Annotated in this window: 19 protein-coding genes; 7 read left to right on the plus strand and 12 right to left on the minus strand. The window is 63.3% G+C overall.

What is annotated here, in order from left to right; translation table 11 throughout:
- Window positions 1–40: 40 nt before the first annotated feature.
- Window positions 41–409: an Hpt domain-containing protein gene (locus tag FJW08_RS02635; protein WP_140757560.1), complete on the minus strand. Its 369-nt coding sequence runs from the start codon at window positions 407–409 to the stop codon at window positions 41–43.
- Window positions 410–684: 275 nt separating this feature from the next.
- Between FJW08_RS02635 and FJW08_RS02640 the strand changes: the two genes are divergently transcribed.
- Both FJW08_RS02640 and FJW08_RS02645 read left to right on the plus strand, forming a co-directional pair.
- Window positions 685–7,077: a kinesin gene (locus FJW08_RS02640; RefSeq protein ID WP_140808612.1), complete on the plus strand. Its 6,393-nt coding sequence runs from the start codon at window positions 685–687 to the stop codon at window positions 7,075–7,077.
- Between the two features lie 124 nt (window positions 7,078–7,201).
- Window positions 7,202–7,816, plus strand: coding sequence for a 3'-5' exonuclease (locus FJW08_RS02645; RefSeq protein ID WP_140808614.1), 615 nt, complete (start codon window positions 7,202–7,204; stop codon window positions 7,814–7,816).
- 40 nt (window positions 7,817–7,856) lie between these two features.
- On the opposite strand, the gene FJW08_RS02650 is transcribed toward FJW08_RS02645, so the two are convergent.
- The 4 genes from FJW08_RS02650 to FJW08_RS02665 are packed head-to-tail and all read right to left on the minus strand — an operon-like array spanning window position 7,857 to window position 11,934.
- A complete protein-coding gene (locus FJW08_RS02650) occupies window positions 7,857–8,507 on the minus strand; it encodes an ABC-type transport auxiliary lipoprotein family protein (RefSeq protein ID WP_140808616.1) in 651 nt (216 codons plus the stop codon).
- 37 nt (window positions 8,508–8,544) lie between these two features.
- Complete coding sequence (locus FJW08_RS02655) at window positions 8,545–9,918, minus strand: MlaD family protein (RefSeq protein ID WP_140757564.1); 1,374 nt, start codon at window positions 9,916–9,918, stop codon at window positions 8,545–8,547.
- Between the two features lie 14 nt (window positions 9,919–9,932).
- Window positions 9,933–10,742 carry an ABC transporter ATP-binding protein gene (locus FJW08_RS02660; RefSeq protein ID WP_140808618.1) on the minus strand — a complete coding sequence of 270 codons (810 nt, stop codon included), beginning with the start codon at window positions 10,740–10,742 and terminating at the stop codon, window positions 9,933–9,935.
- 4 nt (window positions 10,743–10,746) lie between these two features.
- Entirely contained in the window at window positions 10,747–11,934 is a 1,188-nt protein-coding gene (locus tag FJW08_RS02665; RefSeq protein WP_140808620.1) for an ABC transporter permease, read from the minus strand.
- A gap of 77 nt (window positions 11,935–12,011) precedes the next feature.
- Between FJW08_RS02665 and dgcA the strand changes: the two genes are divergently transcribed.
- Entirely contained in the window at window positions 12,012–12,995 is a 984-nt protein-coding gene (gene dgcA / locus FJW08_RS02670) for an N-acetyl-D-Glu racemase DgcA (RefSeq protein ID WP_140808622.1), read from the plus strand.
- On the opposite strand, the gene FJW08_RS02675 is transcribed toward dgcA, so the two are convergent.
- Together FJW08_RS02675 and FJW08_RS02680 are read right to left on the minus strand one after the other, a co-directional pair.
- Window positions 12,966–14,180: an MFS transporter gene (locus FJW08_RS02675; protein ID WP_140808624.1), complete on the minus strand. Its 1,215-nt coding sequence runs from the start codon at window positions 14,178–14,180 to the stop codon at window positions 12,966–12,968. The two genes, dgcA and FJW08_RS02675, sit on opposite strands and share 30 nt — an antisense overlap.
- Window positions 14,181–14,310: 130 nt before the next feature.
- Window positions 14,311–15,093, minus strand: a complete 783-nt coding sequence (locus FJW08_RS02680; protein ID WP_181182824.1) for a UDP-2,3-diacylglucosamine diphosphatase — start codon at window positions 15,091–15,093, stop codon at window positions 14,311–14,313.
- Window positions 15,094–15,244: 151 nt separating this feature from the next.
- Between FJW08_RS02680 and FJW08_RS02685 the strand changes: the two genes are divergently transcribed.
- From FJW08_RS02685 to FJW08_RS02700, 4 genes are all read left to right on the plus strand, one after another.
- Entirely contained in the window at window positions 15,245–16,024 is a 780-nt protein-coding gene (locus FJW08_RS02685) for an SDR family oxidoreductase (protein ID WP_140808628.1), read from the plus strand.
- A 175-nt stretch (window positions 16,025–16,199) separates the two neighbouring features.
- A complete protein-coding gene (locus tag FJW08_RS02690; protein WP_140808630.1) occupies window positions 16,200–18,524 on the plus strand; it encodes an NADP-dependent malic enzyme in 2,325 nt (774 codons plus the stop codon).
- Window positions 18,525–18,716: 192 nt separating this feature from the next.
- Window positions 18,717–19,394, plus strand: coding sequence for an outer membrane protein (locus FJW08_RS02695; protein WP_140808632.1), 678 nt, complete (start codon window positions 18,717–18,719; stop codon window positions 19,392–19,394).
- A 144-nt stretch (window positions 19,395–19,538) separates the two neighbouring features.
- Window positions 19,539–20,738, plus strand: a complete 1,200-nt coding sequence (locus FJW08_RS02700) for a DUF2865 domain-containing protein (protein ID WP_140808634.1) — start codon at window positions 19,539–19,541, stop codon at window positions 20,736–20,738.
- On the opposite strand, the gene FJW08_RS02705 is transcribed toward FJW08_RS02700, so the two are convergent.
- The 5 genes from FJW08_RS02705 to FJW08_RS02715 all read right to left on the minus strand — a co-directional run bounded on the left by FJW08_RS02705 (window position 20,656) and on the right by FJW08_RS02715 (window position 25,394).
- Window positions 20,656–22,029 (minus strand): glutamate--tRNA ligase, encoded by a 1,374-nt coding sequence (locus tag FJW08_RS02705; RefSeq protein WP_140808636.1) that lies wholly within the window; start codon window positions 22,027–22,029, stop codon window positions 20,656–20,658. The genes FJW08_RS02700 and FJW08_RS02705 overlap by 83 nt on opposite strands.
- A gap of 196 nt (window positions 22,030–22,225) precedes the next feature.
- Window positions 22,226–22,984 (minus strand): hypothetical protein, encoded by a 759-nt coding sequence (locus FJW08_RS32840; RefSeq protein ID WP_246682169.1) that lies wholly within the window; start codon window positions 22,982–22,984, stop codon window positions 22,226–22,228.
- On the minus strand, window positions 22,942–23,184 hold the full coding sequence (locus FJW08_RS32845) for a hypothetical protein (protein WP_246682172.1): 243 nt from the start codon (window positions 23,182–23,184) through the stop codon (window positions 22,942–22,944). The genes FJW08_RS32840 and FJW08_RS32845 overlap by 43 nt, the downstream gene beginning before the upstream one ends.
- Window positions 23,185–23,187: 3 nt before the next feature.
- A complete protein-coding gene (locus FJW08_RS32850) occupies window positions 23,188–23,373 on the minus strand; it encodes a hypothetical protein (protein WP_246682174.1) in 186 nt (61 codons plus the stop codon).
- A 215-nt stretch (window positions 23,374–23,588) separates the two neighbouring features.
- Window positions 23,589–25,394 carry an ABC transporter ATP-binding protein gene (locus tag FJW08_RS02715; protein WP_140808638.1) on the minus strand — a complete coding sequence of 602 codons (1,806 nt, stop codon included), beginning with the start codon at window positions 25,392–25,394 and terminating at the stop codon, window positions 23,589–23,591.
- Between the last annotated feature and the right edge of the window lie 20 nt (window positions 25,395–25,414).

Below are 25,414 nucleotides of genomic sequence, written 5' to 3' on the forward strand. Positions count from 1 at the left end.
CGAAAGCGCCGCTCCGTGACGTTTTTGTCGCAAACCGGAATCAGCGATTGATGGCGGCGATGAAGTCGCGCACTTCGTCGATAAGCTTGCCGAGCCGATTGAGCGTCTGGAGGTTCTCCGGCTGGTGCTCGATATCGGTGGTGCAATCGGCGATGGCGAAGGCGCCCACGCCGCGGGCCGATCCTTTCAAGCCATGAGCCAGCAGAAGCCGGTCCTTGATGTCGGCATCGACTATTTTGTCGCGCACCGACAATGCCTGCTGTACAAACAGCGCCAGCACCTCTTGCTCAAGGGCGCGGTCGCCCATCGTTTGCCGGGCAAGGTGTGCCAAATCGACCGGCCGGGACTGCCTCGTTCCCGACACGTCGCCCCCCGGCATTGAGAAGGCAATGCCGCTTTCGCCACGCATGAACTCGAACTCCATTTTCTTCGGCCGCCTGAAAAAACTAGGCGATTCCAGTGGACAACGGGTTAATGAATGGCCCGGAAAAATGTTGCCAAAGCGGCGCCCAAATCACGCTTCCGTTAACCTTATATTTAAAGTTTTACGTATCCCGCGGAATGCATGTTTTCTTTACCCCCCTGTGTCATTACGATACGAGGGTCCATTTTCAGCCTCCTGCGCGGGGGTAAGACAAACAGAATTATAAGCCCCCGCGGCAGCTAGTACAGGGTAGCGAAGGCATGGCGAAGAAACCAAATACGACCAGAAATCTCGACAGCGACGTAGCCAGGGAACTCGAAAAAGCGCTCGATCTCGACCTGAGCGGCGATACCGACAGTGGCGACCTCGATATCGCGGCTTCGATGGAAGATCTGGAAGCGCAGATATCGCAGGCCGCCGACGAGCTGGCACGCGAGGGACGCAATCAGCAGCCGGCGGCGCCCGTCGTCAATCAGGCTCAGGCCGAGAAGCCCGCGCCAAAGGCCAAGCCGGCCGAACTTCGCCCGGTAGAGACGCGCAATGGTGGCCAGCCCGCCGGCTTCGCGCCAGCCAACGACGATCGCCAGAAAGATTACAAGACCCTTCTGCACAGCCTGAACAGGCGCGCCTCCAACACCATCTACTGGGTCATCGCCTTTGTCTCGCTCGCCTGGATCGCCGGCGCCGGCGGACTGGCCAACCTGCTTTTTGGACCGAGCATCTGGCGGATAGGCACGCTGGACCAGTTCTTTGCCCGCCCCGAACTGATCGGCCTGGCCGTCGCGGCAATCGTGCCCGTCATCCTGTTCTGGGCCTTCGCGGCGATGATTCGCCGCGCCCAGGACATGCGCATCGCCGCGCAATCGATGACGGAAGTGGCCTTCCGCCTGACCGAGCCGGAAAACATGGCTCAGGATCGCGTCATGATGATCGGCCAGGCCGTCCGCCGCGAGGTGGCCGCCATGGGTGAAGGCATCGAACGCACCCTTGCCCGTGCCGTGGAACTGGAAACGCTGGTTCACAGCGAGGTCAACCAGATCGAGCGCTCCTATTCGGAAAACGAAACCCGGATCAGGTCGCTGGTCGACGGACTGGGCAGCGAACGCGAAGCGGTGGTCACCCATGCCGAACGCGTCCGCGCCTCGATCTCCGGCGCGCACGAGACGTTGCGCGATGAAATCGGCGCGGCAAGCGACATCATCCGCGACAGCATCCTCAATGCGTCGACCAAACTGTCGATGACGATCACCAATTCCGGCGACACGCTGATCGACCGCATCAACGAAAGCTCGCTGTCGATCTTCGACTCGGTGGAGGGCCGCCTCGACAACATCACCGACCGGCTTTCGACCTCCGGCGAGGCTTTCGCCAGCCTGCTCGACACCCGTATCGCCAAGCTGACGGACACCACGGACGGCTTGACCCGCTCGTTGACCGACCTGCTCGACGACCGCACCACCGGCATGGTGTCGCTGCTCGGCGGCGCCGCGCGCACCCTCAATTCCGAGTTCGAGGCTAGCCTCGACGGCATCGAGCGTACCTTGGCCGAACGCGGCCAGGCGCTGATCAGCGAGTTCCAGACCCGCGCGGAAGCGCTGGATACCGGCACGCAGAAGCTCAATGCCGCGCTTGAGGCCCGTGCCCGCCAGATCAACGAAACGCTGGTCGAGCGTGCGCGTGAAATCGCCCACACCTTCGCCGAGAGCAAGGACACGTTGTCGGCCATGATCGATCAGGGCAAGACCCAGATCGGGGCCGACATGGCCGACATCGTCACCTCGACCTCATCCATGCTCGAAGCGCGCGCCAGCGATTTCGCGGGCCGCATGGAGGCAGCCCGCCACGTCGTGTCGCGTTCCTTCGACGCCGATATCCAGAGGCTTGCCGATGCCCGCGTCGGCATCGAGGAAGCCGTCGAAAACCACAGCCGCAAGCTCTCCGAGAGCCGCGAGCGCATGGCTGCCGCCATGGAGGCGGACCTGGAGAAATTCGCCGAGGGCCGCGCCGGCATCGATGCCGCCGTGACCAATCAGGTGCAGAAGCTGGCCGAAGGCCGCAGCCTGATAGCGCGTGCGCTCGAAGAAGATCTGCGCAAGGTCAACGAATCGCGCGCCGCCATCGATGCGTCGCTCGGCAGCCATCTCGAACGATTGGAGGAAGGCCGCAACCGGCTCTCTCTGGCTCTCAACGAAGACTCTGGTAAACTGGTGCAAGCTCGTACGATCATTGATGAAATGGTCGCCGGACATGTCGGAAAATTGGCAGAAGGCCGCAACATCCTGTCGCGTGCGCTGGAAGCTGATCTCGGCAAACTGTCCGACAGCCGCGCCGACATAGACGGCCTCGTCGCCGGCCAGGTCGAGAAGATCGCCGAGGGCCGCGCGGTGCTCGCCAAGGCGCTGGAAAACGACATTGCCGGTATCAAGAACCTCATCGAGGCGCATTCGGCAAAGCTGGCCGAAGACCGCACGCAGCTAGGCCGTTCGCTTGAAAGCGACCTGTCGGGCATACGTGGCCTGATCGACAGCCATTCCGGGCGCCTGGCGGAAGACCGTAGCCTGCTGTCGCAGACGCTTGAAGCCGACCTCACCAAGCTGGCCGAAAGCCGCTCCAGCATCGACGGTCTGGTCGCCGGCCAGGTCGAGAAACTGGCCGAGGGCCGCGACATTCTCAAGCGTGCGCTGGAATCCGACCTCAACACAATCAAGAACGTCATATCGAGCCAGTCGGACAAACTGGCGGAGGATCGCGGACAGCTCTCGCGCGTTCTGGAAGCCGATCTGCAGAATGTGAACAGCGTCATCGCCGACCACATGAACAGGCTGGTTCAGGATCGCTCGACCCTGTCGAAAGCGCTGGAGGACGATCTCGCCAAGCTGGCCGAAAGCCGCTCCAGCATCGACGGGCTGGTCGCCGGCCAGGTGGAGAAGCTCGCCGAAGGTCGCGACATCCTGCGCCGCGCATTGGAAGCCGACCTCAACACGGTCAGAAACACCGTTGCCGATCAGTCCCAGAAACTGGTCGACGACCGCACCCAGTTCGCCCGTGCGCTGGAGGCCGATCTCGAAGCCGTCAACAGCCTTGTCAACAGCCACTCGGACCGGCTTGTCCAGGAGCGTTCGACACTATCGAAAGCGCTGGAAGCCGACCTCGAAGCTGTCGGCAACCACGTCGACAGCCACACCGAGCGGCTTGCCCAGGAGCGTTCGACCTTGTCGAGAGCTCTTGAGGCCGACCTGCTGACCGTTAGCGGCCACGTCAACAACCATGCGGAACGGCTTGTCCAGGAGCGTTCGACCTTGTCGAAGGCCCTCGAGGACGACCTTGCCAAGCTGGCCGAGAGCCGCTCCAGCATCGACGGTCTGGTCGCCGGTCAGGTCGAGAAGCTGGCCGAAGGCCGCGATGTCCTCAAGCGCGCGTTGGAGGCCGATCTTGCCAAGCTGGCCGAGAGCCGTTCCAGCATCGACGGTTTGGTCGCCGGCCAGGTCGAGAAGCTGGCCGAAGGCCGCGACATTCTCAAGCGCGCTCTCGAAGCCGACCTGCAGAAGCTGACCGAAAGCCGCGGCGATATCGACGACATCATCGCCGGACATGTCGGCAAGTTGTCCGAAGGCCGCAATATGCTCAGCCGCGCGCTGGAAGACGATCTCGGCAAGCTCGCCGAGACCCGCAAGGACGTCGATCGCTCGCTGTCGGGCCACATCGACCAGATCGCCGCCAGGAGCACGGACATTTCCGCCGCGATCGCTGCCGATGTCGACAAGATCGAGCAGGCGTTCAGCCGCCAGACCGGCATCATCGAGGAACGCGCCGGCACCATGGAGCGCGCGCTGTCGACCGGTGTCGACAACGTTCGCAGCGTGCTCGAGAAGAGCGCGGTCTTCGTCGCCGGCGCCTTGCGCGAAAAGGTGCTGGAAGTCACTAGCACGCTGCACGAACAGGCCGGTGCCGCCTTCAGCGACGCCGATCGCAAGATCGCCGAGCGCGCCGAACAGACGTCCGCCGCCCTGCTGGCACGGGCCGAAGACATTGCCCGCACCTTCGAGGAGGCCGATCGTCGCCTCCACGCCCGAGCGGAAGATACGACGAACGCCTTGCTCGCCCGCGCCGATGACACCTCCAGCTCGCTGTTGGCCCGCGCCCATGAAACCGCCGATCAGCTCGCCGCTCGCGCTGGCGAGATCGCCGGCGCCTTCGACATGGCCGACCAGAAGCTGGCCGCCCGCGCACAAGCAACCACTGATCAACTGGCCGCTCGGGCTCAGGAGGCGGCCGATCAGCTTGCCGCCCGCGCTAGCGAGATTGCCGGCACGTTCGACGCGGCCGACCAGAAGCTCGTCGCCCGGGCCGTGGAAACGGCGCAGTCGCTGGCCGCCCGCGCCGGCGACATCCTGCGCAACTTCGAAAGCGCCGACCAGCGGCTCGGCATGCGCATCGGCGAATCCGCCGAGGCGCTCGCCGCCCGCGCGTCGGATCTCGGCCGCATCTTCGATGCCGCCGACCAGCACTTGGTCTCGCGCATCGCCGAAGGCTCGGACGCGCTTTCCAGCCGGGCATCCGAAATCGCCCGCATCTTCGACGACGCCGACCAGCGCCTGGTTTCGCGCATCGCCGACAGCACCTCGACGATCGGCGAGCATGCGCAGACCATTGTCGGCGCCTTCGCAAGCACCGAACAGAGGGTCGCCGATCGCGCGCGCCAGACCGGCCAGGAACTGGCCGTGCATGCCCGCGAAATCGAGCAGGCGCTTGCCGGCGCCGACGAGCGTCTCGCGTCGAGCGCGGCGGCCGCGGCCGCCCGGGTCGAAGAGCAGATCGCCGGCGTCGAAAACCGGCTCGCCTACACTGCCGAGACGATGGGCCAGAAGATCAACGAGCAGGTATCGACCGCCGAGGCGCAACTCGTATCGCGTGCCAATGTCATCGCGGAGACCTTCACCGCGGTCGGCCAGCATATCGGCCAGAGCACCAACGACGCCGCCAAGACGATCGGCGCCAACACCCGCGAGCTCAACACCATGCTCGCGGCGCGGTCCGCCGAGATGTCGAAGATCCTCGACGAAACCGCGCGGCCTTTGGTCGAGCGCTTCGCCCAGGGCGGCTCGGAACTGCAAAAGAGCATGGAAGAGGTCACCGAACGCGCGACCGAGAAGCTGCGCAGCGAGAATGCGACCCTGGTCAACGCGCTCGCCAACCGTACCGCCGAAACCCTGTCGGCGGTCGAAGGCGCCCGTTCGTCGCTGTCCGACAGCGTCGCCGATCTCATCGGCCGTATGACCAAGTCCAGCTCGCAGCTCGGTCAGCTGATCGAGCAGGCCGCGGTCAACCTCGGCGAGGTCGACCAACGCCTGACCGGCAGCACGCAAAGCTTCGCGGCGACCACCGAAAAGGCGGCGCAGATCTTTGCCAGCTCGGCTCGTCTGGTCGATTCGAACACGACAAGGCTGACGGAACTGTCGTCGTCGACCTTGCGTGAAGTCGCCTCGATCGCCACCAAGTTCGACGAACACAGCCGCCTGCTCGCCGGCGCTTCCGACCTCCTGAGCTCGGCCCAGAGCAACCTCGAACACACGCTGGAAAGACAGTCGTCGCTCGAGGATCTTGCCGTTGGCCTGGTCAAGAAGTCGGAAGATCTCGAGAGGGTCATGCGTTCTTTCGAAAACCTCGTCGGCCAGACGCTGCAGAACGCCGAAGGCAAGACGCTGGAATCTGCCGACAAGATCCGCAACGCCATCACCGATGTCGTCGAGTCGGCAACCAAGCGCTTCGCCGATGCGACCGAGGAAATGCGGCGCACGGCGGGCTCGATCAAGAGCGAACTCGACCTCACCCGGGCCGAACTCAAGAAAGGCGTCATCGAGATGCCGGAAGAGGCCAAGGAATCGACCTCGGCCATCCGCCGCGCCGTTTCCGAGCAGATAAACGCCTTGAAGGAGCTTTCGGATATCGTTGCGAAATCCGGTCGTGGCGGCGACTCCTCGGAACCACGCCCCTTGCGCCCGGCCCCGCAGGCACCGGCCGCACGGGCCGCCGAGCCGCCCCGTCGCGCCCCGGCACCGCCGCAGGCGGATTTGCGCCCGCCGCAGGCACCGCTGGGCGGCGCGGGACTGCGTGGCACGCTCGATCTGGAGCGTCCGGCGGAGGCGGCACCGCGCCAGCGTGCCGCCGACACCACTGCCCGCGCGCCGCAAGGCGGCTGGGTGCGTGATCTGCTGACTGCCGCGTCGAACGATGCCGACCTCCAGCCGGCGGCCCCCCAGGCGCCTGCCGAAGCCCCGCGCCCGACCCCTGCCCAGCGTTCGCCGCTGCATGTCGTGGAATCGCTGAACTCGCTGTCCGTCGATATCGCACGGGCGATCGATCACGATGCCTCGATCGAGCTGTGGAACCGCTACCGGCGTGGCGAGCGTGACGTGTTCACACGCAGGCTCTACACTCTGAAGGGCCAGCAGACGTTCGACGAAATCCGCCGTAAGTACCAGGCGGAGGCCGAATTCCGAGCCGCCGTCGACCGCTATTGCGACGATTTCGAGAAGCTGCTCAAGGATGTCTCGCGCAACGACCGCGACAACATCATGGCGCAGACCTATCTCACGTCGGACACCGGCAAGGTCTACACCATGCTGGCCCATGCCAGCGGCCGCCTGCACTAAGCGGTCGACGAGCCAAAACGAAAATGGCGGGGGACTCCCGCCTTTTTTCTTGAAGGCACTGATGTCGCCACCCGGGAGACGCATCCGGGTTTTATCTCGTTTTCCCGGAACCGGATCCTGAGTTGTGAAGACGGCAATCATCTTCGACTGCGAGTTTCTCTGCCTCGAGGGCTCACAACGCAGATTCTGGTGCGCGGCGCATGACCCCGATCCGATCATCGCACAAATCGGCGCGGCAAGGCTCGGCCTCGAAGGCGACTTCCCCGTGCTGGGCACGCACAAGGCCTACATCAGGCCGATCGACCGATTTGGCGAGAGATACGCGCTCGATCCGTTCTTCACCAGGCTGACCGGAATCACCGAAGAAGTCATCGAGGCCGAGGGCGTCGAGCTGGAAGAAGCTCTTTCCGGCATCGATCGTTTTTCCGATGGGGCTCGGTTCTGGTCCTGGGGCAAGGACGAATTGAACATGATCGCCATCAGTTGCTATGTCGCGGGCATCGAGCCTTCCATCCCGGCCAACCGGTTCGACAACGCGGTCAAGTTGCTGATCGCGGCCGGCATGCCGATCGAGGACCTGGCAAGGACGCCGAGCAACAAGCTTGCGGATTACTACGGCGTCGAACACCCGCCATTGCAGGGACATGACGCGCTCGACGATGCGCTGTCCGTGACTTACACCCTGCAGCACCTGATGAAGACTGGAAAGCTGCGGCCGGACGTCTTTGACCGTCCGTAGCCTGAAAGAGTTTGGTGGAATCCCTCTGCGCGCCTGACGCTCAGATCACCGAATCGGTCCACCGGACGATCTGTTTGGCAGCATCGCCGAAGGCCGCGTCGAGAGCGCCGACATAGGCCGGGTTGCCGCTGCCCGATACCGGTGCCGATGCAGTGAAACTCTTGGAAGCCTTCACTTCGCCGTTTCGATCGTTGAGCACGCGCACGAACAGCTCGACCTCGGCATGTTCGCCGCCGTCGACACGCACTTCGAAGGACCGGACCTCGACGATCACCTGATAGTCGATCGCCAGCCCCTCGCCCGGCTTCCCGACGCCGGCAAAGCTGCCCGAGCGCTGGAACGTCTCGGCCAGCCGCGCCTGCACGACCAGCGGCAGGCGGTCGGCCCATTGAGCGCCCTTCAAATATTGGATCGAGCGATCCGAGGGTTTGATAACGATGTTCTGGCTGTCCAGCGCCTTCAGCGCCGAAGGCTGCGCGATCAGGATTTGCTTGCGGCTATGGCCATGCGCGTCGACGGATGGCGCTGACAGTTCGAACGTGTCGAGCGGTGTGGGCTTGGCGCCCAGCACCGCACAACCGGCAACCGCCAGGACAAGCAGCGCCGCGGCTGATTTCAACCCGCCCGTTCCAAGCCTACTCAAAGTCACGCGTGATCCCCGTTGTCCCCGGATCGTAAGATCAACCCGCATTCGCGAGCAATGTTCTTGCGGCGGGCCGGCGCCGAAGTCAACGCCGCGCCCTGCCGTCGAACTGCCGAACCTCGCCTTCGCCACCCGAAAGGATGCGCTGCGGATTTCGGCTGAGATCCGTCACCGCCTCCTCGATGCGATTGATCGAGCGGCGGCTGTCCTGCACCAGCGCCTCGACATTCTGCAGCCCCTGACCGGAGAAGCGCGCCAGATTGTCGGTGATGACCCCAAGGCGGGCATTCAGCGTATCGGCGACCTGCTTGAACGATTTCAGCGTATCCCTTGCGTCGGCCAACACGCCGTCGGCCTGACCCGAGCCGAGCAGCTTGTCGACCTTGGCGAGGATGCCGTCGACCCGCACCGAGGCGTCGTTGAGCCGTTGCGCCAGGTGCCTGGCGTCCTTGATCGTCTGGTCGATGTCGTCGGCCCGATTGGCGATCTTGCCGGTCACCTGCGCGATATCGGCTGCCGCCTTGTTGGCGCTGTCGCTGGCCTTCTGGATGTTGGCTAGGGCCGTGCGGACCTGCGCCGGGTCGATACCGTCGAGCACGCCGTCGACCTTGGCCAGTGTGCCTTGCGTCTGCTTGGCGAAATCGTTGACCGATCCCACCGCCGTATCGACGTTCTTGATCACACCATCGAGCTGCCGCGAGGTTTCCTTGAGGTTCCCCGTCACCGTATCGACATTGGCAACGATGCTCTTGATCTTGTCCTTGTCGACCGCGTTGAGCAGGCCTTCCGCCGCCTTCAGCGTGCCGTCGAGCTTTCCTGAAACGCCTTTCAGCTCATCGGACAGCGCGCTGACGGCGGACAGGAATTTGTCGATACCGTCGGAATTCCTGGCCAGTGCATCGGAAAACGTCTGCACGTTGTGCACGGTCTGCGTCAGCGGCCCGCGGACGTCCTTGGTGAAGCCTTCCAGCTCCGTCAGCACCTTGTCGGCGCGGGTGAAGATGTTCTGCGCCGTCTGCAGCAAATTGGTCACCGCCGATGGATTGGCGACGATCTCGGCGACCTTGCCTTCCTTTTCGGCCTGGTCGAGCAGCTTCACTTCCTTGGGGTCGGCGCCCTTGAGCTCGATATTGGCCTGCCCTGTGAGGCCGGCAAGGCCGATATCGGCCTGCGTCGACTTGGTGATCGGCGTCATCCGGTCGATCTCGGTGTCGGCGATGGCGACAGTCGGATTGTCGACGTCGATATAGACGCGCTTGACGTCGCCGACCTTGACGCCGTTGAACAGCACGAAGCTACCGCGGCCGAGACCGGAGGCCGAGCCCGGAATGCGCACCCGAAGCAGCGTCGTCTCACCCCTGTTGCCGATCGCGGCCGTCCAATAGACGAAGCCGAAAGCCGCCAGGATCGCAACCAGCGTGAAAATGCCGACAATGACGTAGTTGGCTCTGGTTTCCATTGCTTCACTTATGGCTATGCACGTGCGGCAAGATCAAGTTGCCGGGCGCGTTTTCCGCGGAAATAGGATTTCACCCACGGTTCCTCGCTCTTCAGCATGTCGTCGATAGTGCCTTCGACCAGCACCTTTTTCTTGCCGAGCACCGCCACGTGGTCGCAGGCGGTAAACAGCGTGTCGAGGTCATGGGTCACCATGTAAACGGTCAGGTCCATGGTGTCGCGCAGCTTGACGACGAGCTCGTCGAACTCGGCCGCGCTGATCGGATCGAGGCCTGATGTCGGCTCGTCGAGAAAGACGATGTCCGGATCGAGCGCCAGCGCCCTGGCAAGGGCGGCACGCTTGATCATGCCGCCAGAGAGCTCGGAGGGGAATTTCAGGGCCGCGTCCGGCGGTAGCCCGACAAGTTCGACCTTGAGCAGCGCCAACTCGTCCATCAGCTTCCTGGGCAAATCGAGATATTCGCGCATCGGCACCTGCACGTTCTCCATCACGGTCAGCGACGAAAACAGCGCACCATGCTGGAACAGCACGCCAAGACGCATGTCGATGCGCAGCCGCTCGATATCGCTTGCCTTGTCGACATCGACGCCGAACAGTTTGATTGTTCCCGACTGCTTGGGCATCAACCCGAGAATGGTGCGCAACAGCACGGACTTGCCGGCGCCCGAGGCACCGACGAACCCCAGTATCTCGCCGCGCTTGATGTCGAGCGACAGCTTGTCGAGAATCAGCTTGTCATCGATGGCAACGGTGACGTCGCGCACCGAAAGCACGATCTCGCTCTCGTCCGGCACCTCAGTAGTGACTCCGTTGCCTTTTGCCATGTTACTAGAACTGGATCGCTGCGTAGAACATGGCAAAAAGCCCATCGAGGATGATGACGACGAAGATCGATTTCACCACCGAAGCGGTCACGTGCTGGCCGAGCGATTCGGCACTGCCGCCGACCTTCATGCCCTCGACGGAGGCAATCGTGCCGATGATCATGGCCATGAAGGGCGCCTTGATCAGCCCGGCGAAAATCGTGCTTAGATCGATTGCGACACGCAACCGGTCGATGAATGCGGCGGGCGGGATATCGGAGTAGAGCCAGGCAGCGACAATGCCGCCGCCGAGTGCGGCGAAATTGGCGATGATCGTCAGGCATGGCAAGGCGATCACCAGCGCCACAAGACGCGGAAAGACCAGGACGCCGATCGGGTTGAGGCCGATGACCTTCAGCGCATCGACCTCCTCGCGCATCTTCATGGAACCGATTTCGGCGGTGATCGCGCTGCCGGAGCGGCCGGCGATCATGATTGCCGTCATCAGCACGCCGAGTTCGCGCAGGATCAGCACGCCGACGAGATCGACGACGAAGATGTCGGCGCCGAAATAGCTGAGCTGATAGGCGCCCTGCTGAGCAACGATGGCGCCGACTATCGCCGACATCAACACCACCACGGGGATCGCGCCGACGCCCATGCGATCGATCTGGTTGAAGATCGCCGCCGGATTGACGGCATGACCGCGGCCGAGCTTCATTTGCGCGCCACGGATGGTGGCGCCCAATATATTCATCGAAGCGAGGAAATCGTCGCGCATCTCGTAGACGCGCCGGCCAACCGCCTCCAGCGCCCGAATGACGATGTTGGGCGGCCGCGCCGGTCCGGATTCGGGTTCGCGCCGGACAGCTTCGTTGACCGCGTCGAGCAGGATGGAAGCGATCTCGCTCTGGCCTTGCAGCCGGACCTCGACGTTCTTCTTCTCGAAGGCGCTGACCAGCCGGTCGATTAGCCAGGCGCCGGCGGTATCGATTTTTTCGATTTTCGAAAGATCGAGCGCCAAAGTCTTGAAACCGCTTCGTTTCTCGATTTTGCGCATGTCGGCGTCGATCAGCGCCACGGTCCGTGTCGTCCAGATACCTGAGAACGCGCAGCCGAAGACATCACCCTCCTCGCCGACCGCCACGCGCGGGTCGTGGTCAGCCCCTGAGGCGGCCGTGCCGCTTGCGTCGCGTTTGCCGATGGTCAACATGGCGTCCTGTTTAACCTGATGGGTCTGACCTTGTCGATTTGCCGACAACCCTTCTCGCATAGCCGGAGCAGAAAAATATGGCGCGTGTCATTTCGGTCGAGGCCGAGCGGTTTCCGATCGCCGGAACCTTCACCATTTCGCGCGGCTCCAAGACCGAGGCCGAGGTGATCACCTGCACGATCAGCCAGGGTAGTCATAGCGGGCGCGGCGAATGCGTTCCTTATAAGCGCTATGGTGAGACCATGGACGGTGTCCGTGACGCGATAGAGGCGATGCGCGACCGGATCGCCGGCGGCATGGACCGAACCGCCCTGCTTGACGCAATGCCTGCCGGAGCGGCGCGCAACGCCATAGACTGTGCCCTTTGGGACCTTGAAGCCAAGATCAGCGGCAATCCGGTGGCGGACGCAATCTGGCCGGCCCCGTTGCATCAACTCGAGACCGCCTACACGCTGTCGCTCGGCGAACCCGAAGCGATGGCGGCACAGGCTCGCGCCAATGCCGGCCGGCCGCTGCTCAAGGTCAAGATCGGCGGCGACGACGACATCGCCCGCATCCGGGCGGTGAGACAGGCCGCGCCCGAGAGCCGACTGATCCTCGATGCCAATGAAGGTTGGACCGACGACAACATTGTTGGCAACTTCGCCTTTGCCGCCGAACAGGAAATCGCCCTGATCGAGCAGCCGCTACCGGCGGGCCGGGACGGCATTCTGCGCCACATAGCGCATCCGGTGCCGATCTGCGCCGACGAGAGCGTTCATGAAGCAAGCAACCTCGAAGCGCTTGTCGGTCTCTACGACGCCGTCAACATCAAGCTCGACAAGTCCGGCGGGCTGACAGCGGCGCTCACCTTGCGCGACCGCGCCCGTGAATTGGGTTTTGGCGTCATGGTCGGCTGCATGGTCGGCACGTCACTGGCAATGGCGCCGGCGGTGCTGCTCGCGCAAGGAGCCGATTTCGTCGACCTCGACGGTCCGCTGCTGCTTGCCCGGGATCGTGTGCCGGGCCTCGTTTACCAGGGATCGCTCGTCTCACCCCCGGATCGGGCGTTGTGGGGCTGAGCGCGCGGCAAGCCCGATCAGCACGAGGCCAATGATCGCGATCGGGATCATCGCCAGGAACCCGTCGACGCCAAGGCGGTCATAGAGCGGACCGGAAGCCAGTGTGACGGCGGCCATGAAGAAGCCGTTGAAGAAATAGGCAATGCCTTGCGCGGCACCCGTGCGCTCTTCGGAGACGGTCTCGGCGATCATCTTCTGCAGGCCGATCAGCACCATTGCGACAGACACCGAATGCAGCGACTGCACGGCGAAGAAGCCGCCGACGCCAAGGCCGAGCGGCCACACCAGCGGAAAAGCGATCCAACGCACGATCGAACCGATTCCGGCAATGAGCATGACCCGGACGACGGGTACGGAGGCGAATATGCGATTGAAAAACAGGAACATGCAGACCTCGGACACCACGCCCCATGCCCATAGCAAACCGACGAGGGAATCGCTGATGCCGATCGATTTCCAATAGATCGAGACGAAGCCGTAGAGGAAGGCATGGCTGGCGGTGATGATGCCAACGCCAAGCGTGAAATAGAGAAAATAAGCATTGAATAGCCCCGGCGCCGCGTGCTGGATTTCCGCCGCCGACAACGGCGAGGCCTTGCGCGGCCGCCCCATGCGCGGCGCCAGCAGGCCTGCGGCGAGTGCCGCGCCAAGGGCAAGGAATATGATCACCGGAACGGCTTGAGGGCCGCTGGCCGCCAGGATGAAGCCGCCCGCGACATTGGCCAGGAGATAGCAGATCGACCCCCATTTGCGCATGCTCGCATAATTGGAACCGAAGCGGCGCACGCCCGAAAGCGCCAGCGAATCGGCGATCGGCGAATGCGGCGTCCAGACAATGGTCAGCAACAACGACACTGCCAGCACCGTCGCGTAGGTCGGTGTCAGGAAGTACCCTGCGGAGAGCAGCAGCGAGGCTGCGACCAGCACGACATAGACATCGGCGCGGTCCCTGGCTCGGTCGGCGAGCGTCGTCAGCAGCGGCGTCGTCACCACGCGCAGGAACATCGGCGCCGCCAGGATGACCGCGATCTGTTCGGCGTGAAATCCCTTGGCCTGCAGCCAAAGCGGGAAATAGGGCAAATGGGTGCCAAGTGATATGAACAACGTGCCGAAGATCAGGCTCATGCGCAGCTCAAAACGGCTCGGCTTCACGAGTTGTTCGGGCGAAAGCGGTGGCAGCGACATGAATCGATCCAATGACGCTGCGCTCAACGACCGGCGAGCAGCGCAAACCGATCCTTAACATGAGGAAAAACCGGGCGAAACCGGCTGGACCAGTCGATTGGCACCAGAAAGTTCAGGGCCGGCTTCCGCCTCAGGCGGCCTGCACTACCCTGTCCTCGATGAGCATCGGGATGAAGGGCTCGTCAGGCGCTTCAGGCAGGATATGCGCCCATGTCAGGATTTCCATGCGGCCGTCGAAATGCTCGACCACGGCGGTGCAGCTCTCCACCCAGTCACCGGTGTTGATATATTGCACGTCGCCATAGCTTTCGATGGCGGCATGGTGGATGTGCCCGCAGATGACGCCGTCGACATGCGAGCGTCGCGCTTCCTCGCTGAGCACCGTCTGGAACAAGCCGATGAAGTTCACCGCCTTCTTGACCTTGACCTTGGCCCAGGACGAAAACGACCAGTAAGGCAGGCCGAGCAGCTGTCGCAGCCGCGTGATCAGCCGGTTGACCTGCATGGCGGCGTCATAGGCATGGTCGCCGAGATAGGCTAGCCAACGCTGGTTGTGGACGACGGTGTCGAACTGGTCGCCATGAATGACCAGCAGCTGCCGGCCATCGGCGGTTTCGTGGATAGCACGGTCGGCAACGACGATGCCGCCGAAATGCACGCCCTGGAACTGGCGGGCGAATTCGTCGTGATTGCCGGCGATATAGGTGATCGAGGCTCCCTTGCGCGCCTTGCGCAACAGTTTCTGCACCACGTCATTGTGGCTTTGCGGCCAGTGCCAGCTGCGCCTCAGGCGCCAACCGTCGACGATATCGCCGACAAGGTAGATGATGTCGGCATCGTGGTAGCGCAGGAAATCGATCAGGAAATCGGCCTTCGCCGCCTTCGAGCCCAGATGGACATCGGAAATGAACATGCTGCGGAAAGTGCGGGGCTCTTGGCCTGGCATCGCGGATCACCCTTGCTTTCGAGCAGCCTATGCCCCGATTCATGCAACAACCGTATGACGGTTGCGATTGGTCCAGCGCTGGCGCTAGCCTGCCGGGCAAATCAAAGGAGAAATCGTCATGGATCTCGGTATCCGCGGAAAGAAGGCCATCGTCTGCGCTTCGAGCAAAGGGCTCGGGCGTGGCTGCGCCATGGCGCTGGCCGAAGCAGGCTGCGACATCGTCGTCAATGGGCGCAATGCGGAGCTGGTCGCCAAAACCGCCGCGGAGCTCCGCCAGCGCCATGGCGTGACGGTGACGGAAGTCGTCGGCGACGTTTCGAAGCCGGAGGTACAGAAGGCGTTGCTCGCCGCCTGTCCGGAACCCGACATCCTCGTCAACAACAATGGCGGGCCGCCGCTTCGCGATTTCCGCGAGCTCGATCGTGGAAAAATCCTCGAAGGTGTTACCCAGAACATGGTGACGCCGATCGAAATGGTGCAGGCGGTCATCGACGGCATGGCGACGCGCGGCTTCGGGCGCATCGTCAACATCACCTCGCTGTCGGTCTATGTACCGATTCCCGGCCTTGACCTCTCATCGGGCGCGCGCGCCGGTCTGACATCGTTCCTTGCCGGCGTGGCGCGCACGGTGATCGAGCGCAACGTGACCATAAACAGCCTGCTGCCGGGCAAGCTCGACACCGACCGGCTGCGCGGCCCGCATGAGGCCGGTACGCCAGAGGACCCGAAGGCGTCCGCGGCGCGCAAGACCCGCATCAGTGCCGACGTACCGGCCAAGCGGCTCGGCACGCCCGAGGAATTCGGCCAGATCTGCGCCTTCCTGTGCTCTGTCCACGCCGGCTATCTGACCGGACAGAACATACCCGTCGATGGCGGTCTCTACGTCAGCGCATTTTGACCGGCGCGCCTGCGAAGGCGCGCACCTGATTTCGCATGAAACAACCATAACAACCTGATAAATATTCGATTTTGGCGTGCCGGTATTTAAAGCTGCCGGCGCGTCAATTAGCGTCGCGAAAAACCTTGGCCTCATGCTAAAAGGACTCCCGAAGCAGGTTTCGAGGAGCGGCCGCATGGAAGGCGAGAACAAGAAAACGGCACGTTCGGACCTCGACGAAGCCGCCCTCTACTTCCACAAACACCCGACGCCGGGAAAGCTCGAGATCCAGGCGACCAAGCCGCTCGGCAACCAGCGCGATCTGGCGCTCGCCTATTCGCCCGGCGTCGCCGCCCCTTGCCTCGAGATCCGCGACAATCCGGCGACCGCCGCCGACTACACGGCGCGCGCCAATCTGGTCGGCGTCGTGTCGAACGGCTCGGCCGTGCTCGGCCTCGGCAATATCGGGCCGCTGGCCTCCAAACCGGTGATGGAGGGCAAGGCGGTCCTGTTCAAGAAGTTCGCCGGCATCGACGTCTTCGACATCGAGATCGACGCGCCGGAAATCGAGCGCATGGTCGAAACGGTTGCCGCACTGGAACCGACCTTCGGCGGCATCAACCTCGAGGACATCAAGGCGCCGGAGTGTTTTGAAGTCGAAGAACGCCTGAAGGCTCGCATGAGCATACCGGTGTTCCATGACGACCAGCACGGCACCGCCATCATCGTCGCCGCCGCCGTGCTCAACGGGCTGGAATTCGCCGGCAAGACCATTTCGGACATCAAGGTCGTCACCTCCGGCGCGGGTGCCGCCGCCCTTGCCTGCCTCAACCTGCTCGTTTCGCTCGGAGTGCGCGTCGAGAACATTTGGGTCACCGACCGTTTCGGCGTCGCCTACAAGGGCCGTGTCGACGAGATGGACCGCTGGAAAGACCCTTATGTAAAGGACACCGAGGCGCGCACGCTGGCCGACGTCATTGCCGGCGCCGATGTGTTTCTCGGCCTCTCGGCCGCCGGCGTGCTGAAGCCGGAGCTGCTGCGACACATGGCGCCGAAGCCGTTGATCCTGGCGCTGGCCAATCCCAATCCGGAGATCATGCCGGAAGTGGCGCGCGCGGCTCGTCCTGACGCCATGATCTGCACCGGCCGGTCCGATTTTCCCAATCAGGTCAACAACGTCCTTTGCTTTCCATACATCTTCCGTGGTGCACTCGACTGCGGCGCCAGCGCCATCAATGAGGAGATGAAGATGGCGGCGGTGCGGGCGATCGCCGCCCTTGCCCGCGAAGAACCTTCCGATGTCGCTGCGCGCGCCTATTCGGGCGAGACACCGATCTTCGGACCCGAATTCCTGATCCCCTCGCCCTTCGACCCGCGCCTCATCCTGCGCATCGCGCCGGCCGTCGCCAGGGCAGCCTGCGAGACCGGTGTGGCGACGCGGCCGATCACCGACTTCGCCGCCTATATCGACAAGCTCAACCGCTTCGTCTTCCGCTCCGGCCTGGTGATGAAGCCGGTGTTCTCCTCCGCCAAGGCTTCCAGTGCCAAACGCGTCATCTACGCCGACGGCGAGGACGAGCGTGTCCTGCGTGCCGCCCAGGTTGTGCTTGAGGAAGGCATCGCCGAGCCGATCCTGATCGGCCGTCCGCATGTCATCGAGGTCAGGCTGAAGCGTTATGGCTTGCGCATCAAGCCTGGTGTCGATTTCGGCCTGATCAATCCAGAGGACGATCCGCGCTACCGCTACTATGTCGATCTCCTGATCGAGCTCGCCGGCCGCCGCGGCGTGACGACGGAGGCCGCGCGTACCATGGTGCGCACCGACAACACAGTGATCGCGGCGTTGGCACTGAAGCGCGGCGATGCCGACGCCATGGTCTGCGGCCTCGAAGGCCGTTTCGAGCGGCATTTGCGCAACGTGACGCTGATCATCGGGCCGCGCACCGGCATCAAGGACCGGGACCTGTCGACCCTTTCCATGCTGATCTCGCAGCGCGGCATCATCTTCCTCACCGACACCCACGTCTCCGTCGACCCGACGGCGGATGAAATCGCCGAGATGACCGTGCTGGCGGCGGAAGAAATCCAGCGTTTCGGCATCGAGCCGAAGGCGGCACTGCTGTCGCATTCGGATTTCGGCTCGCGCGATTCGCCGAGCGCGCTGAAGATGCGTCAGGCCGCGGCCATTCTGGCGCGCATCGCGCCGGAGCTGCAGTGCGACGGCGAAATGCATGCCGATTCCGCTTTGTCGGAGCATCTGCGCCAGCGCGTCTATCCGCATTCGCGTCTGAAGGGCGAAGCCAATCTCCTGGTGTTCCCGAACCTCGATTCGGCCAACATCACGCTGACGGCGCTGCGAGCCATGATGGATGCCCTGCATGTCGGCCCCATCCTTCTCGGCACCGACAAGCCGGCCCACATATTGACGCCCTCGGTAACCTCGCGCGGCGTCGTCAACATGACGGCGCTGGCAGTGGTCGAAGCCGCACACAAGGCGCAGGCGATCGCCAATCTGGACTGAACCGGCTCTCGCGACCGGATTGGTCCAGCCCCAGTTGATCAAGGCTAGGTAGCGCCGCGGACCGCGTTGGCCGGATTGAGTGTTGCGAACCAACAACTCTTAACCGTGAAGTCCGGCATCGAACGAATGCGGATTTCACGGGAAGGAGCAATTTGATATGGTCACGCCGTCTGATTAGGCGGTGAGAGTGTCATGAGAGCCCTGTTGCTCGCTTCGGCAATGCTGACTGTGACTGGCGTAGAGGCGTTCGCCGCCGACGCCATCGGGTTGGAGCCGGCCGTGTATGACTGGTCCGGCGTCTATGTCGGCGGGCATCTTGGCTATGGTTTTGGCAGCACCGACGCGACCTACAACCTGCCAAACACGCCAACGATCCGGGGCACGCAGGATTACGACATCGACGGCTTTCTGGGCGGCGTCCAGATCGGCTACAATTACCAGGTCAACTCCGCGGTTCTGGGGATCGAGGCCGATATTTCGGGCGCCGATATCAAGGGACATTCCGACGAGGTCAATGTAGGCGGAGGCGATGTCTACGACACCAAGGTGGATTGGTTCGGAACGATCCGCGCCAGGGCGGGGTATGCGTTCGACAGCACCCTTATTTACGGGACCGGCGGCCTCGCTTTCGGAGGTGTCGAGAACCAATATCTCGATGGGCCCGCCAACAGCTATTCCGAAAAGAGCACCAAGGTTGGCTGGACGATTGGCGCGGGGCTGGAGCAGGCAATCACCGATCATTGGTCGGCAAATGCCGAATATCGATATGTCGATCTGCGGGACCAGACCATCAACTACGGACCCAACTCCAATACGACCTTCGACAACACGTTCAGTACCGTCAGGATCGGGATGAACTACAAGTTCTGACGGCCCGCCCGGCCATTGCCGGGACTGATGGGCGCCATCCAATGCGCGCCGCTTCTCAGCCGGCGACAAGTCGACTTCCGAAATGGACGATTAACCGCGAACGGGTTAGCCTTGGCGACCAGAAGACAAGCGGGATCGAGACGGATGGCAACCGGAGGTTTGAAGCAGGCGCATGCTGCCGTGCTGCTTGGCATCCTGCTGTCCGGCGCAGCGGTCAGCGAGCCGCAGGCCGCCTCACGGATCTGCCGGCAACTGGAGGCCGACCTCGCCGCGGCCTCACGCGGCGGTGGCGGTGGCCCGGCACTGGTCCGGAAATATGACGCCGCGATCGAAAGGCAGCGCGAACAGATCTCGAAGGCTCGCGGTCAGGCGAACAATGCCGGCTGCGGGTTCTCGTTGTTTTCGCGCAACATCAACCAGTGTGCCGGGCTGAACGCCACCATCGAGCGCATGAACGCCAATCTCGACAGTTTGCAGGCCAAGCGTGCCCAACTCGCCGGCGGCGGCTCACGCCGCGACCGGGGCCGTATCCTGGCGGCGCTCGATGCCAATGACTGCCGTGACGATGCGGCGGCACCCCGCCGCGCGCCTCCGCAGGAAGCCAATCGTGAAGAAGGGGGTAATGCCAACCTCTTCGACCAGCTTTTCGGCGGCAACCGGCAGATCGATACGCTGGATCAGCCTGACGATTCCGGCGAGGAACGCGATGTCAGCCGCGTCCTCAACCAGCCCGGCATTCCTGACGTTGCGAGCAACGGCGGCGAATTCCACACCAGTTGCGTGCGCACTTGCGACGGCTATTTCTTCCCCATGTCGAACGCAGCCTCGGCCGGCGATTTCGAGCGCGACCAGAAGAATTGCGAATCGGCCTGCCCCGGCACGGAGATGCAGGTCTTCTATTCGCGCGGCATGGACGACGATTCGGCATCGATGACGTCATCGGTCACCGGCAGGCCCTATGGCGAACTGCCGACCGCCTATCTCTACAAACAGGCCAACATGTCGCGGCCACCCGCTTGCGGCTGCAATGCCGCGCAGAATTTCCAGATCATTGGCGGCAACCCGCCAAGCCAGCAACAATCACCGCCCGAACCGGATACGGCGCCGATTGTTCCGGTGCCGGCCTCGAAGCCTGATCCGGGTGCCGACCCCGAGACCTTGGCCAATATGGATGGCGGGCTCGATCGTGAAGCCATCAAGCGCCTTTCGGCCAAGCCGGTGGCATCGCCCGTTTCGGCCGTGCCTCCGGAACAGCGCAAGGTCAGGGTCGTCGGGCCAACGTTCCTTCCCGACCCATCAGCGGCAATAGATCTGCAAGCTCCGGCCCCGAAGGCAGTCCGGTAAGGGCAAGCCTGAGCGGCATGAACAGCGATTTGCCCTTGCGGCCGGTCGCTTCCCTGATCTTGCCGGTCCAATCCTTCCAGACCGTCCCGTTCCATGGCTCCTCAGGCAGGAGATCGAGCGCATGGTGCAGAAAATCGCGGTCGTCATCGGAAAATTCGGGCTTCTCCTGCGGCCCTTCGCGCAGGACACGCCACCAGGCAACCGCATCGGCCAGCCGGTCGAGATTGCCGCGCACCGCCAGCCAGAACGGTTCGGCGCGTTCGCCGGAAATACCCAGCACCATCAGCCGGTCCCGCGCCTCGTCGAACGGCATACGGTGCAGCAGCACCCGGTTGAGCACGAACAATTCGGCCGGATCGAACTTGGACGACGATTTCGAGGTCGCGGCCGGGTCGAAATGGCCGGCGAGTTCGGCCAAGTCATTCGCGGCCGCGACATTCTCCGACGTGCCGACCAGCACGGCCAGCGAAGCGACGGCCATCGGCTCGATGCCGTCCTCGCGCAGGCTCTCGATGGAAAGCGCGCCGGTGCGCTTCGACAGCCCCTCGCCCGAGACGGTGGTCAGGAGATTGTGGTGGCCGAAGACCGGCGGCTCGGCACCCAGCGCCTTGAGCAGGGCGATCTGCACGCCGGTGTTCGTGACATGATCGTCGCCGCGGATGACGTGGCTGACGCCCATCTCGATGTCGTCGACGACGGAGGGTAGCGTGTAGAGATAGGTGCCGTCCTCACGCACCAGAACCGGATCGGACAGCGAAGCCAGATCCACCGTCTCCTCGCCACGCACCAGATCGTGCCAGTGGATATCGGTACGCTCCGGCTGCAGCGGATCGCTGGAGAAATTGGGCAGCAGGAAACGCCAGTGGGGCCGGCGCCCGTCGGCCTGATATTCGGCCACCTGCTCTGTCGTCAGCGCCAATGCCTCGCGGCCATAGACCGGCGGCAGGCCTCGCGTGCGGCGCACCTTGCGCCTGAGATCGAGTTCTTCCGGCGTTTCGTAGCAGGCGTAGAGGACACCCGCCGCCTTCAGCCGCTCGACCGCCGCGTCATAGATTTCGAAGCGCCGCGACTGATACTCGGTGGCATCCGGGAAAATCCCCAGCCAGTGCAGGTCGTAAAGGATGGCGTCGGCGAATTCCTGCTTCGAGCGGGCGATGTCGGTGTCGTCGAAGCGCTGGATGAAGCGGCCCTTGTTGTTGAGGGCAAACAACCAGTTGAACAGAGCGGTGCGCGCATTGCCGATATGGATGCGGCCGGTCGGTGACGGGGCGAAACGAACGGTAACTGTCATGAGCGGGGCGTACCGGATGCCTTTGTGATTGACAAGATGCGCCCCCGCGCCGTGCCGCAGACATAGAACATGGCGGCTGGAATGAAAAGACCGGCCGGATGCGTCTCTGGCGGCGCATGGGCGGCGGTCGGCCGACTGAGCCGACGAAGAGATGGTTGAAGCGATCAGCGGCCGATGTCGTCGGAGCTGAGGCGGGTCAGCGGTCGCCCATCAAGCCGCCGATAGCGATGTCGCCGGAGCGAACCGCTTCGGTGACCTCGGGGATTCGCGAGCGGACCATCGTTCCCCCGGCATAACGGAAGAAGAGATTCCTGTAGCCGAAGAGGTGAGGCATGAATCGGCTCTGGGTCTGCCCGGTGATGCCCACGCAGCCCATATCCCGCGCAGCCGCGACAAGGCCATCCAGCGTCGCGCCCCAGTGGTGTCCAGAAGCCTGGATTTGCAACAGGCTCGCCATGTCGCCGGCTTGACCATAGAAGGCATAGCAACCGAGCATTTTGCCCGTCTCGTCGTAAGTTCCGCCGAAATGAAGTGGGCCGTCGGCCCGCTTCTCGGCCGCCAGTGCGAGCAGCCGCGGCAACTCGCCGTCCCTCCAACTCGGCCGAAGAGCGTAATCGGACAGGAGGGTCGGCAGCCGCTCGGCAAATTGCGCGGCATTGATCGCCTCGGCATGGACCCGTTGCGACGATGAAGGCTGGACGGGCGGTTCAAACCTTCCCTTCGCGAGGGCGTCGAATGCCCTCGCGAGGGGATCGAGTGCCAGGCGAGGCATGCGGGGCCATTTGCGATGCAATGCGGCGGCGGCCATCGCGGCCGGCCGGAAAACATAGGTCCATCCCAGACAATGGACCGGCAGGAGTTGGTATTTCATCGGACGCGCGAAGGCCAGAGATACGCGGTTGGCCGAATCGGTCAGCTGCAGATCGAATTCACCTCGATGCAAGGCACGCAGCAATTGCGGTCCTGCAGAGCCGTGATCGACGCCAGTGTCTGCCATGAACGACCGATGATCGCCGCATTCAATGCCGCTCCGTTGAGCTCGTAACGGGCCTTCAGGACACCAAGGAACCCACCTAGATCGCCCTGCCGGTTGATATGCACAAGAGCGTTGCTCTCACCGGACTGGCGGGCAGGGTCGAGATAGATCCTTCTCATTTACTAGGCCGTCTCCACGATCGCGCGATCGAGGAGGTGGCGCAGCCGCCGGCGAAACTTTGTCAGGAAGAGTGCGGCGACGCGCTCGAGATCTTCGGCGGCGAGCGGCCGAAACGAGCCGTTCCGAGATTCCAGCACCGATGGCGCAGCCACCTTTTCCATGCCGGTAGTTTCGGAAACAAGATGCATTGTGAAAGCCGCTTAGGTTGCCATTTTTAGCATACGGCAACCAAAAGTAGAGACAACGAATCTCGGTCGGTAGCGTAAACAGACGTCTCGAACTCGATATCTGGAAAGGACTCCACTGGCGGATTTGCCCAGCCGGCATACGCCAGGCGACTGGGGGGACGTCTCGCAGCGCGTGATGGAGATGGCCCCCGGCCGAAGCCGGAGGCCATGTCAGGTCAGCTGACCAGGCCTTTAGTCAGCTCCAGCGCCTGGCGCTCGAACAGGCGGCGGTAGATGCCGCCCTTCAGGCGGATCAAATCGTCGTGCGAACCTTCCTCGACGATCTTGCCGCGATCGAAGACCAACAGCCTGTCGAGCGCCCTCACCGTCGAAAGCCGGTGCGCGATGACCAGCGTCGTGCGGCCGACCATCAGCCGTTCCATCGCCTGCTGGATCAGCACCTCGGATTCCGAATCGAGGCTCGAAGTCGCCTCGTCCAGGATCAGGATGCGCGCATCGGCCAGGAAAGCGCGGGCAATCGCCACACGCTGGCGCTCGCCGCCCGACAGCTTCACGCCACGCTCGCCGACCAGCGTGCCATAGCCCTTCGGCAGGTTGGCGATGAAGTCGTGCGCGCTCGCCAGCCTGGCGGCATGCTCGATCTCGTCCTGCGTTGCGCCTGGCCTGCCATAGGCGATGTTTTCCGCCAGCGAACGGTGGAACAGGATCGGTTCCTGCTGGACGATCGCGATCTGGCCTCGCAGCGACGCCTGGGCGACCTGCGAGATATCCTGGCCGTCGATCACGATCTGGCCCGCTCCAACGTCATAGAGCCGCTGGATGAGCTTGACGAAAGTGGTCTTGCCCGAACCCGAGTGACCGACCAGCCCGACACGCTCACCCGGCGCGATGTCGACCGAAAAGTCGCGGTAGAGCGGCGACCGGTGATTGCCGTAGTGAAAGGTGACGTCGTCGAAGGCGATGTGGCCCTGCGTGATGGCAATCGGTCCGGCGCCGGGCTGATCCTCGATGCCCAGCGGTTCCGACTGGAAATCGACCAGTTCCTCCATGTCGTTGATCGAACGCTGCAAATTGCGGATATGCGTGCCGATATCCCTGAGATAGCCTTGCAGCACGAAGAACGAGGTCAGCACGAAAGCGACATCGCCGGCGCTCGCCTGCCCCCATGACCACAGCATCAGCGCCAGGCCGATCACCGCGGCCCGCATGACCAGCAGCAGCGCCCCTTGCGTGGTGCCGTTGATGGTGCCGCGCACCCAGGTCCGCCGTGTGCGGGCGCGCCATTTGGCGACCACCCTGGCGAGGCGGCGCTCCTCGCGTTCCTCTGCGCCAAAGCCCTTGACCACGGCGTTGCAGCTCACTGCGTCGGCCAGCGAGCCACCGAGACGCGTGTCCCAGGTGTTGGCAAGCCTTGCCGCCGGCGCGACATAGCCGAGCGACAGCATCGCAGTCACCACGATGAACAGCACCGAGCCGGCAGCAACGACCGCGCCCATCAGCGGCCAGAACCAACCGAGCAGCAGCGTCGAACCAGCAAGCATCACCACCGACGGCAACAGCGCGATCAGGACGGTGTCGTTGAGCAGGTCGAGCGCCCACATGCCGCGCGTCACCTTGCGCACCGTCGAGCCGGCAAAACTGTTGGCATGCCAATCGGTCGAAAAGCGCTGAACGCGATGGAAGGCGTCCGCCGCGATGTCGGCCATCATCTTGAGTGTCAACTCAACGATGCCCATGAAGGCAAGATTGCGCAACATGACACCAGTCAGCGCCAGCGCCATCAAGATGAAGAATGCCGTCATCGCGGCGTTCCAGGCAATGGCATCCGCTCCGGCGCTGCTGGCGACGGCGTCGATCAGCCGGCCGGAATAGAGCGGTGTCAGCACGTCGGCCAGTGTCGACAGCAGGAAACCGCCCGTGATCAGCGAAAGCCGCCACGGCTGGCGCCGCCAATGGGTTAGTGTGAAGCCAAGAACGCTGCGAAAGGCGCTCGCGCGCAAATCGATCTTAAAACGAGCCATGATGTCATTCGGGCGCAAAC

It is taken from the genome of Mesorhizobium sp. B3-2-1 (genome assembly GCF_006439515.1).
Lineage (GTDB): Bacteria > Pseudomonadota > Alphaproteobacteria > Rhizobiales > Rhizobiaceae > Mesorhizobium.